Source organism: Mesorhizobium sp. M0590 (assembly GCF_040320905.1).
GTDB lineage: Bacteria > Pseudomonadota > Alphaproteobacteria > Rhizobiales > Rhizobiaceae > Mesorhizobium.
The window spans coordinates 143,314-157,407 of the sequence record NZ_JAMYQN010000006.1; the positions used below are offsets into that span (position 1 = coordinate 143,314).

A 14,094-nucleotide genomic window follows, 5' to 3' on the forward strand; every position below is an offset into this window, starting at 1 on the left:
AAGGGCAAAGCCATGATTCGTGCGGGGGCACAGCTGGGCATCGCAGGGATTTGTACAAGAGCAGTCCGGCTTTGCTCGGACCGCCGCGGTATTGCGGCTGTCGAGTTTGCCCTCATCGTGCCTGTCCTGTTGATCATGTACTTTATGACAATGGAGGCCTCGCAAGCCATCGAGACCAGCAAGAAGGTCAGCCGCATCGGCAGCATGGTAGCGGACCTCGTCACGCAGCAGCAGACCGTCAAGGCGGCCGATGTCGATGCCATCATGGCGATCGGCAGTTCCACGCTCCAGCCCTACAACCGCTCGAAACCGAAGATCATTATCACGGCGATACAGGTGACGAACGAGACGACGCCGAAAGTCCTGGTCGTGTGGTCGCGCAAACTGGTCGATGGCGTCTCTAGCGTCGACGCTGTCAAGGATTCCACCACAACGGTCCCGAGCGCGCTCAAGATCAAAGGCACGTTCCTCATTCGGGTCGAAAGCGATCTCGCCTACAAGCCAATCATCACCTGGTCGGCGGACGGCCAAAGCCGGTTCGGGTTGAGCTCGGTCTTCAATTCGATATCGATGGCGGAAACTTATTATCTGCGGCCGCGCAGGAGCCCGACCATTCCGTGCAGCGATTGCTGACGCCTGAAGCCCGCTAACCGGTCTGTTGCTATTGCTTGCGACCGCGGGCCGAGACTAGACGCACGATGGCTGCAGCCAGCACATAGTCCCTCGGACCGGCAACGGTTCGGCGACGATACCGATACGGAACGTTCCGATAACATCGCGCCAATCGGCTCGCGCCAGGTTTGTGCAAGACGCATCCAGCAGCAAAGCCAGTACGGCGGCGAATGCCGTCAGGGCAAGCCTCATGCGAGCTCCGCGCCGCGCATTTCCATCCGCAGATCGACCATGCCGCGATTCGTCTCTCCGGGACCAGCACGCCAAGCCGTGCCGTTGGGTTTCCGAATTGCCAATGGCGGCGCGGAACCCTATGTCTGAGCCAACACACAGGCAATGATGAACCTTTCGATGGCACGCGCCTTCCTTTTTGTCCTCGACTCCTTCGGCATCGGCGGCGCGGCCGATGCCGAACGTTATGGCGACACCGGCTCTAATACGTTCGCACACATCGCGCGGGCCTGCGCAGAAGGCCGCGCCGATCGCGAAAGCCTGCGTGCCGGACCCCTTCTTGTACCAAACATGCTCGCGCTCGGCCTCGGCCAGGCCGCGGCAACGGCGACGGGTTTCAGGTTCGAGAATGCCGGCAGTGCGCCGCTTGCCGCCGCCTTTCACGGCGCGGCCCAAGAGGTTTCGAGCGGCAAGGACACGCCATCGGGCCATTGGGAAATAGCCGGCCTGCCGGTCCGTTTCGACTGGGGTTACTTCCCAGACAAGATTCCCGCCTTTCCGGCCGAGTTGACCGACGCAATGGTGCGTGAAGGGAAGGTGCCTGGCATCCTCGGCAATTGCCATGCTCCGGGCACCGAGATTATCGAACGGTTCGGCGAAGGCCATATCCGCACCGGCAAGCCGATCTGCTACACCTCGATCGACTCCGTCCTGCAGATCGCCGCGCATGAGGTTCATTTCGGCCTGGAACGGCTTTACGAGTTCTGCAAAGTGGTGCGCAGGCTCGTCGATCCGCTGAATATCGGCCGCGTCATCGCGAGGCCGTTTATCGGTGAAACCGCCGCCACGTTCGAGCGAACGCATAATCGTCGCGACTATGCCGTACCGCCGCCGGAACCGACGCTGCTCGATCGGCTGACGGCGCGCGGCAGCCGGGTTATCGCGATCGGCAAGATCGGCGACATTTTCGCCCATCGGGGGATCTCGGAAGTCCGCAAGGCTGCCGGCAACATGGCGATGTTCGACAAAACGCTTGGTGCCATGGAAGACGCCCGCGACGGCGACCTCGTCTTCGCGAACTTTGTCGACTTCGACACCGAGTTCGGGCATCGGCGCGACGTTGCGGGATATGCCGCCGCACTCGAAGCTTTCGACCGGCGCCTGCCCGAGGCATTCGCACGGCTGAGGCCAGGCGATCTGCTCATTTTGACCGCCGATCACGGCAACGATCCGACGTGGCGCGGCACCGACCACACGCGCGAGCGTATTCCGATTATCGGGACACGGCCGGGTTTCAAAGGCGCAGAGATCGGACTGAGGACAACATTTGCCGACATCGGCGAAACCGTGGCCGAACATCTCGGGCTGGCGCGCGGCCGTCACGGCACCTCCTTCCATGCCACGATAGGTGGCCATGCCTGAGCTGCCGGAGGTAGAGACAGTCAGGCGCGGTCTGCAGCCGGCCCTTGAAGGTGCCCGCATTGTCGGTGTCGAGGCACGCCGGCCGGATTTGCGGTTTCCGTTCCCCGAGAGATTTTCGGAGCGGCTGACCGGCAAGACGATTGCGGCGCTCGGCCGCCGTGCCAAATATCTGACAATGCACATGGACAACGGCCCGGTTCTGATCTGCCATCTCGGCATGTCGGGTTCGTTTCGCATCGAAACGGCCGACGAGAGCGCAACGCCCGGCGCGTTCCACCACGAACGTTCGAAAAACACTGCTCACGATCACGTCGTCTTCGACATCGCATCCCCTGCCGGCGTCCGCTCTCGCGTGATCTTCAACGACCCGCGCCGCTTCGGGTTCATGCTGTTTTCGGAAGGCGAGCCCGACATGCATCCGATGCTGGCGGGATTAGGCGTCGAGCCTACAGGCAACGCACTGGACGGCGCGCTGCTCGCTTCGTTGCTGAAAGGTCGCAAGTCACCGCTGAAAGCGGCACTTCTGGACCAGAGGCTGATTGCCGGGCTAGGCAATATCTACGTCTCGGAAGCGCTTTGGCGGGCCGGCCTGTCGCCGCTGCGCGAAGCGGGCACCCTCGCGAGAGCCGGCAAGAAAGCCAAAGAGCAGAGCGAACGCCTGGCCGCAGCAATCCGCTCGGTCGTCGCCGATGCGATCGCCGCCGGCGGCTCGTCGTTGCGCGATTATATGCAGACCGATGGATCGCTGGGCTACTTCCAGCATTCCTTCGCGGTTTACGATCGCGAGGGGGAAGCCTGCTCCAAGCCTGGTTGTGGCGGCCACATCGAGCGTATCGTGCAAAGCGGTCGTTCGACTTTCCACTGCCGGGCCTGTCAGGCTTGAACCAGAAGCGAGGAGGAGCAAAGCATGGGCTATGAAACCATCATCGTCGAAACCCGCGGCAAGGTCGGGCTGATTACGCTGAACCGGCCGCAGGCGCTCAACGCGCTGAATTCACAAGTGCTGGCGGAACTGGTCGCGTCGGTGAATAGCATGGGCGCCAATGCCGACATCGGCGCCATGGTCATCACTGGTTCGGAAAAGGCTTTCGCGGCAGGTGCCGATATCAAGGAAATGCAGTCCATCTCCTATGTGGATGCCTATCTGCAGGATTTCTTCGTCGGCTGGGAAGAATTTACGCGGGCACGAAAGCCGATCATCGCGGCGGTGGCGGGCTATGCGCTGGGGGGCGGCTGCGAACTGGCGATGATGTGCGACTTCATCATCGCCGCCGACACCGCCAAGTTTGGCCAACCCGAGATCACGCTGGGCGTCATGCCCGGCATGGGCGGATCGCAGCGCCTGACCCGCTTTGTCGGCAAGTCAAAGGCGATGGATATGTGCCTGACGGGTCGAATGATGGACGCAGCCGAGGCCGAGCGTTCCGGCCTTGTCTCGCGCGTGGTGCCAGCCGGCGAGTTGATCGAGGAAGCGCTTAAGGCAGCGTCCAAGATCGCTGGTTTTTCCTTGCCGTCGGTGATGATGGCAAAGGAGGCCGTCAACCGCGCCTATGAGACGACGCTCACCGAGGGTCTGCGGTTCGAGCGCCGGCTGTTTCATTCGCTGTTTGCGCTGGATGACCAGAAGGAAGGCATGGCGGCCTTCACCGGCAAGCGGAAGCCGAATTTCACGAACCGATGAGATGACGAAGGCGCCGGTCAAAAAGAAAGCGCTGCAGCGTTGACGCGCCGGAAAAGCTGAACTATAAGCCGCACCAATCGAGGCGGCCCTGTGGCTGCCCGTTTGTTTTTTGCGCCCTGCGGTATCCCGCAAGCGCCCACCAGATCAGAAGAGAGGCACCATGGCCAATACCTCCTCGGCCAAAAAGGCAACGCGCAAGATCGCCCGTCGCGCAGCGATCAACAAGAACCGCCGCTCCCGCGTCCGGACCTACATCCGCCAGGTCGAAGAGGCGCTCGCAGCTGGCGACAAGGCGGCCGCACAGGCTGCCTTCAAGGTGGCCGAGCCGGAATTGATGCGCGCCGCGACCAAGGGCGTGGTGCACAAGAACACGGCATCGCGCAAGGTGTCGCGGCTGGCCCAACGGGTCAAGGTGCTGTCGGCCTAATATACCTTTTCCTGAACTGCGCTTCTTCAAACCCGGCCAATCGCGCCGGGTTTTTTTCGTTTGCCGGCAAGTACTTAAAAGAAAGCCCGCAAAATGGCGCTCCGCGGGCATTTCAAAGTTCGAAATGCTTTGCCGGCATATACATGCCTGCTGATATTCGCAGCCTTCGAAACCGCCAATGCGAAAATTTCCGAACGTCACAGATTACTGTTTTTTTTCAGAGGCTTACCGATGGTGATCCACAGCTTGTTCACATCGGCTGTGGCCGATAGGCGGCAATTGGCTGTCAAGTGAATTATTTCAGAAAATTTCGCGTTGTGTGGCCTTTTTCATATTCGCCGGAAAAGGGTTTGAATCACAATGGCTTTGTCAAAATCAACTGTTGCAGCATGGCGTTCGAAACGTCCCTTGCTAGTCAGATTCCTTAAAAATCCGTTAGGGGTGGCCTTGCCCTATCCACAGCGATTTCGGTAATGTCTGTCCATCGAAGGGACGGGCCCTTGGCCCTTGACCAGCCTGAAACCGGCCAGCTCAAATTGGCAGAGTTTACACCGCGGATTCAACTCCGCGGACGGGGTTGGTTTGTCTTTTCGATACGGTAGGGGACTGGCGTAATTGTACATGGCAGGTCGACGGTGCGCCGGCGGTTTTTCGCCGGACGGCATTTTGTTGCCCTGACATGACCAAAGCGGATCGGCTCTTCGGCGCCGGACCGACAACGAGGCGATTCATCAGCCGGCGGCGGCGATGGTGTCGCAGCGAAGACACGGTCGCCGGAAACATGGATGCAGGAGGCGCATCCCCGGCGGAAAACAGGTACAAGAGACAAGGAACTCGATCATGCAGAGCGGCGGCATCGAAAGGGAGCTTACAGGCGACCTCCCATTTCCTGGAACGTTAATCGGAAGGAACGACATGGCGGCTTCCAATGAAGCTGAACAGAAGTTCGATCGGGTCAAGGCCCAGTTGAAGGCGCGTCTGGGAACCGAGGTCTATTCGAGCTGGTTCGGGCGCATGAAGGTCGCTGAATCCTCTAAGGGCATTGTCCGCATCTCAGTGCCAACCGCATTCCTGCGTTCATGGATCAACGGCCACTATCTCGATCTCATCACCGAGTTGTGGAAGCACGAGGATCCGGAGATCCTCAAGATCGAGATAGTGGTTCGCACCGCCACACGGCAGGGCCGCAACAGCGTCGAGCCAGAAGTGGCCCCGGCGCGCAAGATGACCAGGCAGACGCAAACCGCGCTCTCTGCGGGCACGGCGAGCCCCAGCAGGGTCGAACGGGTCCCGGTACCCCGCCCGGGGATGCCGGCAGAAACCGAGTTCCGGCACAATGTTCTCGGTTCGCCACTCGATCCACGCTATACTTTCACCTCCTTCATCGAAGGACAATCGAACCGAGTGGCTTTTGCCGCCGCCAAGGCGGTCGCGGAATCGCAGTCGAGCGCGGTGCGTTTCAATCCGCTCTTTCTTCACGCGACGGTCGGGCTGGGCAAAACGCACCTGTTGCAGGCGATCGCCGCAGAATCGCTGAAGCAGAATCCGAAATCGCGGGTCGTCTATCTGACGGCTGAGTATTTCATGTGGCGGTTCGCCACCGCGATCCGCGACAACAACGCACTGACGCTGAAAGAACAGCTGCGCGACATCGACCTCCTCATCATCGACGACATGCAGTTCCTGCAGGGCAAGTCGATCCAGCACGAATTCTGCCATTTGATCAACATGCTGCTCGACAGCGCCAAGCAAGTGGTGGTCGCTGCCGACCGGCCGCCGTCGGAATTGGAGTCGCTGGAGCCACGCGTCCGCTCGCGCCTCAACGGCGGCGTCGCGCTGGAAATGTCAGCCCCGGATTTCGCCATGCGTATCGGTATGCTCAAGCTCAGGCTTGCCACCGCCAAGCTCGACGATGCGTCGCTCGATATTTCCGAAGAGATCCTCAACCACGTCGCCCGCACGGTGACCGGCAGCGGACGCGAGCTCGAAGGTGCCTTCAACCAGCTTTTGTTTCGCCAATCCTTCGAACCGCAGATCACCATCGACCGCATCGACGAGATCCTTGGCCACATCTATCGTTCGGGCGAACCCAAGCGGGTGCGTATCGAGGACATCCAACGCATCGTCGCGCGCCACTACAACGTGTCGAAGACCGAACTTCTGTCCAACCGGCGCACACGCACCATCGTCAAGCCACGGCAGGTCGCCATGTATCTGTCGAAGGTGATGACGCCGCGCTCGCTGCCGGAGATCGGGCGGCGGTTCGGCGGTCGTGACCATACGACCGTGCTGCATGCGGTGCGCAAGATCGAGGATCTTTCCGGTGCCGACAACACACTGGCGCAGGAACTCGAATTGCTGAGAAGGCTGATCAACGACCAGGCCTGACGGCCCGAAAAACGCCGGCTCGCGGACTCCGGCCTTTTTATCCCCAGAAAGCCCGTGCAGCCGGTCCGAACCGGTGGCGCGGGCTTGCGTTTGCCGGGTTTTTCCTGTCAGTTTACGCAGATTCTGAGCCTGTTCAGACCTTTCGCGGGGCGCCGCTTGCCGGAGACCCGTTCATTCATTCAAGCGAGCCTGTTTCGTCATGCGTGTTATCCTGGAACGGTCAAATCTCCTGAAGTCGCTCAACCATGTTCACCGCGTGGTCGAGCGGCGCAATACCATTCCGATCCTGTCGAACGTGCTGCTCAGCGCCGAGGGGGCCAGCCTTGAAATGAAGGCGACCGACCTCGACCTGGAGGTGACCGAAGCAACGCCGGCAAAGGTCGAACGTGGCGGGGCGACGACGGTCCCGGCACATCTGCTCTATGACATCGTGCGCAAGCTTGCCGACGGCGCGGAGGTGGCGCTGAAGACCGACGAAGACGGCAACGCCATGACGGTGACGTCGGGGCGCTCGAGCTTCCGCCTGCAATGCCTGCCGCAGTCCGACTTTCCCGAGCTTTCAGCCGGGTCGTTCTCGCATATTTTCCGGCTCGATTCCGTCGGACTAAAGGGCCTCATCGAAAAGACCCAGTTCGCCATCTCGACCGAGGAGACGCGCTATTATCTGAACGGCATTTATCTGCACACGCACGAGGCCGGCGGCAAGCTGAAGCTGCGCTCTGTCGCGACCGACGGCCACCGGCTGGCGCGCGCCGAGATCGATGCGCCGGCAGGCTCTGAGGGCATGCCTGGCGTCATAATCCCGCGAAAGACGGTCAGCGAGCTGCAAAAGCTGGTCGACGATCCCGATGTTGCAGTCACCACCGAGTTGTCCGACACCAAGATCCGTTTCACCATCGGCAGCGTTATCTTGACCTCCAAGCTGATCGACGGCACTTTCCCGGACTACCAGCGCGTCATTCCGACCGGCAACGACAAGAAGCTGATTATCGATCGCCAGAGTTTCGCCGCTGCCGTCGATCGCGTTTCGACCATTTCGTCCGAACGCGGCCGGGCGGTGAAGCTTTCGATCGCCGAAGGGCAGGTCACGCTTGCGGTCAACAACCCGGATTCGGGCAGTGCCACCGAGGAACTGGCGGCCGACTATTCCTCCGATCCGATCGAAATCGGCTTCAACGCCAAATACCTGCTCGACGTTGCCGCGCAACTGACCGGCACGGAGGCGAAGTTCATGCTGGCGGATGCCGGTTCCCCGACGCTGATCCACGACATGGCCGACGAGACCGCGCTCTACGTGCTGATGCCGATGCGGGTGTAGGGCCCGAACGGGGCCATCTTGCTGTCGTGACCAGATCTGCAAAACCGCAGCAGACGTACATAAGTAAGCTCACACTTACGAATTTCCGCAACTATGCGGCGTTGGCAATCGACCTTGATCCCGGCGCTGTGGTTTTCTCCGGCGACAATGGCGCCGGCAAGACCAATCTGCTTGAAGCGATCTCGCTGCTCACGCCGGGCCGCGGCCTGCGCCGCGCACCCTATTCCGAGGTGGCGCGCGAAGGCGGCGACGGTGGCTTTGCGCTGCATGCCCGGCTTGACGGGCCGGAAGGCCAGGTCGAGATCGGTACCGGAATATCGGGCAGCGACGGCGAAGCCGGCCGGCGGGTGCGGATCAACGGCGCGACGGCACGCTCAGCCGAAGACATGCTGGAATGGCTGCGCGTGGTCTGGCTGACACCGGCGATGGACGGCCTGTTCCCCGGGCCGGCTGCCGACCGCCGGCGCTTCCTAGACCGGCTGGTGCTGGCGATCGATCCTGGCCACGGCCAGCGCGCGCTTGACTACGAAAAGGCAATGCGCGGCCGCAACAGACTGCTCGCCGACGGTTCACGCGACGGTGCCTGGTTCGATGCGATCGAGATGCAAATGGCCGAGACCGGCGTGGCGATTGCCGCGGCGCGTGCCGAACTGGTGCGCCTGCTCGCCGCCATGATCGACCGGCTGCCCGGCGACGGACCGTTTCCGCAAGCCGACATCGGCATCTCTGGCGAACTGGAAGGCGAACTCGGTATTTTGCCGGCCGTCGACGTAGAGGAACGGTTCCGTCGTGCGCTTGCCCAGGGGCGCGACCGCGACCGCACCGCCGGACGCACGCTCGACGGACCGCACCGTTCCGACCTCGTGGTGCGCCACCGGCCCAAGGCGATGCCGGCCGAGCTCTGTTCGACCGGCGAGCAGAAGGCGCTGCTGGTCGGCATTGTCTTGTCGCATGCGCGGCTAACCGGCGAGATGTCGGGCATGACACCGATCCTGCTGCTCGACGAGATCGCCGCCCATCTCGACGGCGGTCGACGGGCGGCCTTGTTCTCGATCCTGGAGGAACTAAACTGCCAGGCCTTCATGACCGGGACCGATGCCGCGTTGTTTGACAGCCTCAAGGGACGCGCGCAATTCCTGACCGTCGATCACGGCAAGGTCGGGCCGACCATTTGAATTTCGTCCATGGCGCATTTCTGAGCTGCATGCATTGACGCCTGACAAGCTTTTTCCTCCGTTATATGGTCCGGCGATGATCACAGCCGCCCTCACCGATGAAGAGCTCGAACGCTACGCCCGCCACATCGTGCTGCCCGAGATCGGCGGCGCCGGCCAGCAGCGGCTGAAGCGGGCGCGGGTGCTCGTCATTGGCGCCGGCGGATTGGGAGCGCCGGTGCTCGAATATCTCGCCGCCGCAGGGATTGGCACTCTCGGTATCGTCGACGACGACATCGTTTCGCTTTCCAACCTGCAACGACAAGTGATCCACGCCACGGGCGATGTCGGGGTGGCGAAAACCGACAGCGCCAGAGCGGCGATCATCCGCATCAATCCAAACGTCGTCGTGGAAGAGCACAATTTCAGGCTGACCGTGGACAACGCCCCTACCCTCATTGCCCGTTATGACATCGTCGTTGACGGCTCCGACAATTTCGAGACACGCTACGCGGTGGCCGACGCCTGCGCCGCGGAAAGCCGGCCGCTCGTGCATGCCGCCGTTGGCCGCTTCGACGGCTCGGTCACCGTACTGAAGCCATTCGAAACCGGCCCGGACGGCAAGTTGAACCCAAGCTACCGCGATCTCTTTCCCGAGGCGCCGCCGCCGGGACTGGTGCCATCCTGCGCGGTGGCCGGCATTGTCGGCGCGCTGACCGGGGTCATCGGCACGCTGCAAGCCATGGAAGCGATCAAGCTGATCACCGGGATTGGCGAGCCGCTGGTCGGACGACTGCTGCTCTACGATGCGCTGGCGGCACGCTTCGACACGATCCGCTACAAGCGAACCAGCCCGTGAGCCTGCCTGCCGACGTTTCCACCGTGCAGCTTGCGGCCGATTTCGACCGTTGGGACGAGGTGCTGGCGCTGGTCATGCGGGCCTTCGCCTTTATGGACGGGGTTATTGACCCGCCGTCCTCGGCGCATCGGCTCACCGTTGAAAATCTCAGGGCTAGAGCGCTGGAGGAGACAGCATTCCTGGCGCTGAAGGAAAACGAGATCGTCGGTTGCGTCTTCATCCTGAAGCGCGCAGACGAGCTCTATGTTGGAAAGCTCGCGGTCGAGCCGGTTCTTCAGGGACAAGGCATTGGAAAACAGCTGATGCAGGCCGTCGAAGATCTTGCCCGCAGCCACAACAGGACCGCCATCGAGCTCCAGACCCGGATCGAGCTGACCGGAAATCACGCAGCCTTTGCCCGCCTCGGTTTTCGTGAAACCGAACGGACAGCGCACAAGGGCTACGAGCGGCCGACCTCAATCACCATGCGCAAGGCGTTTTCGTAAGCCAACGCTATCCAACGACGAACGCGCGGTTGCCGCGGCAAGACCGTGTCGGCGTGACGGCAGGTCACGCCCTCAACGGCAGCACGCGGTCGGGCGGGCGATGACCATCGAAGAAGGCGCGGATATTGATGATCACCTTCTCGCCCATGTCGATACGGCCTTCGAGCGTCGCCGAACCCATATGCGGCAACAGCACGACCTTGCCTTTGTGGGCAAGCTTCAGCAGCTTGCTGTTCAGCGCCGGCTCGTGCTCGTAGACGTCGAGGCCGGCGCCGGCGATCTTGCCGTCATGGATGAGCTTGATCAGCGATTCCTCATCGATGATATCTCCGCGCGCGGTGTTGACTATGTAAGCGGACGGTTGCAGAAGCGCCAGCCGCCGTGCCGAAAGCAGATGGAAAGTTGCCGGTGTCGATGGGCAATTGACCGAGATAATGTCCATACGGGCAAGCATCTGGTCGAGGCTTTCCCAATACGTGGCTTCCAACTCCTCCTCGATTGCCGGCAGCACGCGGTGGCGGTTGTGGTAGTGGATCGAGAGGCCAAAGGCCTTGGCGCGCCTGGCGACGGCAGTGCCGATGCGACCCATGCCGACAATGCCGAGCCGTTTGCCCCAGATGCGACGGCCGAGCATCCAGGTCGGCGACCAGCCCGCCCATTTCTTATCGCCGGTCAGCACGTTGGCGCCTTCGGCCAGCCGCCGCGGTACGGCCAGCATCAGCGCCATGGTCATGTCGGCCGTATCTTCGGTCAACACGTTCGGCGTGTTGGTGACGGTGATGCCTTTCTTGGCCGCTGCCGCAACGTCGATCTTGTCGACGCCATTGCCGAAGTTGGCGATCAGCTTGAGGTTGTCGCCGGCCTGGGCAATCAGCGCCGCGTCGATATTGTCGGTCACAGTCGGCACCAGCACGTCGGCCTCCTTGACCGCCGCCACCAGTTCCGGCTGCGTCATCGGCCTGTCCTCCACATTCAAGCGGGCGTCGAACAACTCGCGCATGCGGGTCTCGACTAGGTCGGGCAACTTGCGCGTGATGACGACGAGGGGCTTCTTTTTGCCTGCCATTGTTTCCTCGAACTCGATCTCGTTGAGACCTCTTTAACCAAGAACGGCGAAACTGAGAGCCGATCGCGGTACCGGTCATCCATGTAACAAGCGGTTCCGCCGAAGACAAAGAAAAATGGGCGCGAAGGCCGATGGGTGGGCGCCGAAAGGAACGAAAGTGTCTGGTTTCGCGTCGCTCCGCCTGACCCTCAGTGCAGCATTCCTCGGCGCTCTCATCCATAGCCCACTGGTGATGGCGCAAAGTGCCGCCGCACCCGCCCAGAGCGTCACGCTCGGACCAAGCGGCTTGCCGCTGCCGCGCTTCGTCAGCCTGAAATCCGGCCGCGTCAACTCGCGCGTTGGGCCGGGCGTCAATTATTCCGTCGACTGGATGTATATGAAGCCAGGCCTGCCGATGGAGATCATCCAGGAGTTCGATACGTGGCGCCGTGTGCGTGATGCCGACGGCTCGGAAGGCTGGATCAATCAGTCGCTGCTTTCGGGCCGTCGCACGGCGATCGTCGCCCCCTGGCAGCGCGGCAAGGACGCTCGCGTCAACCTCCTTGACGACCCGGCAAAAGATGCAGGCGTCATCGCGATCCTCGAACCGGGGGTAATGGGCACGATCAAGTCCTGCGATGGCCAATGGTGCGAAATGACCTTCGACGGCCATACCGGCTGGCTCGCACAGTCGCTCGTCTGGGGTGCCTATCCCGGCGAAAAGGTCAAGAACTGACCTTTCCGAACCGGAGGTCAGGCCAGCGCTGCAAGCACCGGATCGGCATTTGTTTCGCTGATCTTCGGTTCGGGGATGGTTTAGCGGCCGATGCGGCCGAGATGGGTATCCTGGAAACTGCTCGACAGCTTCAAACCATAGCCCAGAGCGCGGTCGATGGCGATGTGGGCGATCCAGATCAGCGCGACAGCTATCGCCATTGCATTGTCAAAGACGCTGCCGACAAGCGCCAGCAGAACGGGCAAGATCAGTATGTGCAAGGCGTTGTAGGCGACGGCCCCGACGCGCGGCCCGGCCATGTAACCCAGCATCGACAGGTCGGGCGCCAGAATGAGCACGGCAAACAGCCACCAGGAAACACCGGCGATTGCATAGAAGACAAGAGCCGCCACCGCGACGGCGACCCATTCGAGCCGGAGCGTCAAATCCAGGAATTTCATAAGGCGCCGGTCAGTCGCAGCGTTTCGGACGCAGTCTCACCACGATATCGACATTGGCGATCTCCATGCCCTCCGGCGGTTCCGGCAGGTTGGAAACCGTCACCGGGCCGCTGTCGATATCGAAGATCCTGTTTTCGCCCTCGATATAGAAATGATGGTGATCGGAGGTGTTGGTGTCGAAATAAGTCTTCGATCCCTCGACGGCAAGGATGCGCAGAAGACCGGCCTGGGTAAACTGGTGCAGAGCATTGTAGACGGTGGCCAGAGACACCGGCACGCCGGCGGCAAGCGCCTCCTCGTGCAGTTCCTCGGCCGAAAGATGGCGGTCGCCCTTGGCGAAAAGCAGATCGGCCAGCGCGATGCGCTGGCGTGTCGGCCTCAGACCGGCCTCGCGAACCCGCTTGTCCACAGCGACATTATCCTTCCGGCAACCCAGATCCATCTATCCGTCGCGCTCACAGTTCCGCCTCAGACAGGTCCAAAATGGCAGAAATTGAGCATCTGCCGAAACTGGACGTGTCCTGACATATATTCTGTCGACCGAATGCGATCAATAGCGCGCATTGACCCGGGCAGACGGGCAGGTTAAGCGCAAGCGCCGGTTTCCGGCCTGAAACAGATTGTGTTAGGAAACCACCGACAAGGGCGCCTATCGCCCGGGACGATCACGGGGACGAGATTGATGGCGGGTTCGAAATCCAGCTACGGTTACGAGGAATTGCTTGCCTGCGCCCGCGGCGAGCTGTTCGGACCGGGAAATGCGCAGCTGCCCTATCCGCCGATGCTGATGTTCGACCGCATCACCGAGATCAGCGAGACCGGCGGTGCGTTCGACAAGGGTTTCATCCGCGCGGAATTCGATATCAAGCCGGATTTGTGGTTTTTCGCCTGCCATTTCATCGGTAATCCGATCATGCCAGGATGCCTAGGCCTGGACGCCATGTGGCAGTTGACGGGGTTCTATCTCGGATGGCTCGGTGAACCCGGCAAGGGGATGGCGCTGTCGACCGGTGAGGTGAGGTTCAAAGGCATGGTCACGCCTTCGGTCAAGAAGGTGGAGTATGGCGTCGACTTCAAGCGAGTGATGCGCGGTCGGCTTGTGCTTGGCATCGCCGATGGCTGGCTGAAGGCAGATGGCGAGCCCATATACGCGGCAACGGATCTGAAGGTCGGTCTGTCCAAGCAATCGGCCGCCGTCTGAACGAAGACCCTACAGTACGACGTCTTGGACGTCTGATGAACGCTGTAGCACTTTAATTTTGCGCATGGTTCCATTCCGGAAATTGATTTCAGGTT

General features: G+C 61.4%; 15 protein-coding genes and 1 pseudogene. 12 read left to right on the forward strand and 4 right to left on the reverse strand.

Annotated elements, in window-relative coordinates; genetic code table 11:
* Positions 1–12: 12 nt before the first annotated feature.
* Complete coding sequence (locus NKI52_RS12670; protein ID WP_023676926.1) at positions 13–633, forward strand: TadE/TadG family type IV pilus assembly protein; 621 nt, start codon at positions 13–15, stop codon at positions 631–633.
* 102 nt (positions 634–735) lie between these two features.
* Here the strand turns inward: NKI52_RS12670 and NKI52_RS32730 are convergent.
* Positions 736–864 (reverse strand): annotated as a pseudogene (locus tag NKI52_RS32730) (phosphate/phosphite/phosphonate ABC transporter substrate-binding protein); the annotation flags it as partial.
* A gap of 159 nt (positions 865–1,023) precedes the next feature.
* Between NKI52_RS32730 and NKI52_RS12675 the strand changes: the two are divergent.
* The 9 genes from NKI52_RS12675 (at position 1,024) to NKI52_RS12715 (ending at position 10,577) form a co-directional block, all read left to right on the forward strand.
* The gene (locus NKI52_RS12675; protein ID WP_352570350.1) at positions 1,024–2,265 is read left to right on the forward strand and encodes a phosphopentomutase; all 1,242 of its coding nucleotides are present in this window, start codon (positions 1,024–1,026) and stop codon (positions 2,263–2,265) included.
* Positions 2,258–3,148, forward strand: coding sequence for a bifunctional DNA-formamidopyrimidine glycosylase/DNA-(apurinic or apyrimidinic site) lyase (gene mutM / locus NKI52_RS12680; protein ID WP_352698151.1), 891 nt, complete (start codon positions 2,258–2,260; stop codon positions 3,146–3,148). The genes NKI52_RS12675 and mutM overlap by 8 nt, the downstream gene beginning before the upstream one ends.
* Before the next feature lie 24 nt (positions 3,149–3,172).
* The gene (locus tag NKI52_RS12685; RefSeq protein WP_023676923.1) at positions 3,173–3,946 is read left to right on the forward strand and encodes an enoyl-CoA hydratase; all 774 of its coding nucleotides are present in this window, start codon (positions 3,173–3,175) and stop codon (positions 3,944–3,946) included.
* Positions 3,947–4,106: 160 nt separating this feature from the next.
* The gene (gene rpsT, locus NKI52_RS12690) at positions 4,107–4,373 is read left to right on the forward strand and encodes a 30S ribosomal protein S20 (protein ID WP_023676922.1); all 267 of its coding nucleotides are present in this window, start codon (positions 4,107–4,109) and stop codon (positions 4,371–4,373) included.
* Positions 4,374–5,288: 915 nt separating this feature from the next.
* Positions 5,289–6,761 carry a chromosomal replication initiator protein DnaA gene (gene dnaA, locus NKI52_RS12695; protein WP_352698153.1) on the forward strand — a complete coding sequence of 491 codons (1,473 nt, stop codon included), beginning with the start codon at positions 5,289–5,291 and terminating at the stop codon, positions 6,759–6,761.
* 199 nt (positions 6,762–6,960) lie between these two features.
* Positions 6,961–8,079 (forward strand): DNA polymerase III subunit beta, encoded by a 1,119-nt coding sequence (dnaN, locus tag NKI52_RS12700; RefSeq protein ID WP_023676920.1) that lies wholly within the window; start codon positions 6,961–6,963, stop codon positions 8,077–8,079.
* A 26-nt stretch (positions 8,080–8,105) separates the two neighbouring features.
* Entirely contained in the window at positions 8,106–9,254 is a 1,149-nt protein-coding gene (gene recF, locus NKI52_RS12705; RefSeq protein WP_023676919.1) for a DNA replication/repair protein RecF, read from the forward strand.
* 76 nt (positions 9,255–9,330) lie between these two features.
* Entirely contained in the window at positions 9,331–10,092 is a 762-nt protein-coding gene (locus tag NKI52_RS12710) for a molybdopterin-synthase adenylyltransferase MoeB (protein WP_031211813.1), read from the forward strand.
* Positions 10,089–10,577, forward strand: coding sequence for a GNAT family N-acetyltransferase (locus NKI52_RS12715; RefSeq protein ID WP_023676917.1), 489 nt, complete (start codon positions 10,089–10,091; stop codon positions 10,575–10,577). Before NKI52_RS12710 ends, NKI52_RS12715 begins: the two co-directional genes overlap by 4 nt.
* A gap of 64 nt (positions 10,578–10,641) precedes the next feature.
* Here NKI52_RS12715 and NKI52_RS12720 read toward each other — a convergent pair whose 3' ends face one another.
* Positions 10,642–11,643: a 2-hydroxyacid dehydrogenase gene (locus NKI52_RS12720; protein WP_023676916.1), complete on the reverse strand. Its 1,002-nt coding sequence runs from the start codon at positions 11,641–11,643 to the stop codon at positions 10,642–10,644.
* Positions 11,644–11,800: 157 nt separating this feature from the next.
* Between NKI52_RS12720 and NKI52_RS12725 the strand changes: the two genes are divergently transcribed.
* Positions 11,801–12,358, forward strand: a complete 558-nt coding sequence (locus NKI52_RS12725; RefSeq protein WP_023676915.1) for an SH3 domain-containing protein — start codon at positions 11,801–11,803, stop codon at positions 12,356–12,358.
* 80 nt (positions 12,359–12,438) lie between these two features.
* Here the strand turns inward: NKI52_RS12725 and NKI52_RS12730 are convergent, their stop codons facing one another.
* Positions 12,439–12,798 carry a DUF4260 domain-containing protein gene (locus tag NKI52_RS12730; RefSeq protein WP_023676914.1) on the reverse strand — a complete coding sequence of 120 codons (360 nt, stop codon included), beginning with the start codon at positions 12,796–12,798 and terminating at the stop codon, positions 12,439–12,441.
* A 10-nt stretch (positions 12,799–12,808) separates the two neighbouring features.
* Positions 12,809–13,240 (reverse strand): iron response transcriptional regulator IrrA, encoded by a 432-nt coding sequence (gene irrA, locus NKI52_RS12735; protein WP_023676913.1) that lies wholly within the window; start codon positions 13,238–13,240, stop codon positions 12,809–12,811.
* Positions 13,241–13,480: 240 nt separating this feature from the next.
* On the opposite strand from irrA, the gene fabA reads away from it, so the two are divergent.
* Positions 13,481–13,999 (forward strand): 3-hydroxyacyl-[acyl-carrier-protein] dehydratase FabA, encoded by a 519-nt coding sequence (gene fabA / locus NKI52_RS12740; protein WP_023676912.1) that lies wholly within the window; start codon positions 13,481–13,483, stop codon positions 13,997–13,999.
* Positions 14,000–14,094 lie beyond the last annotated feature (95 nt).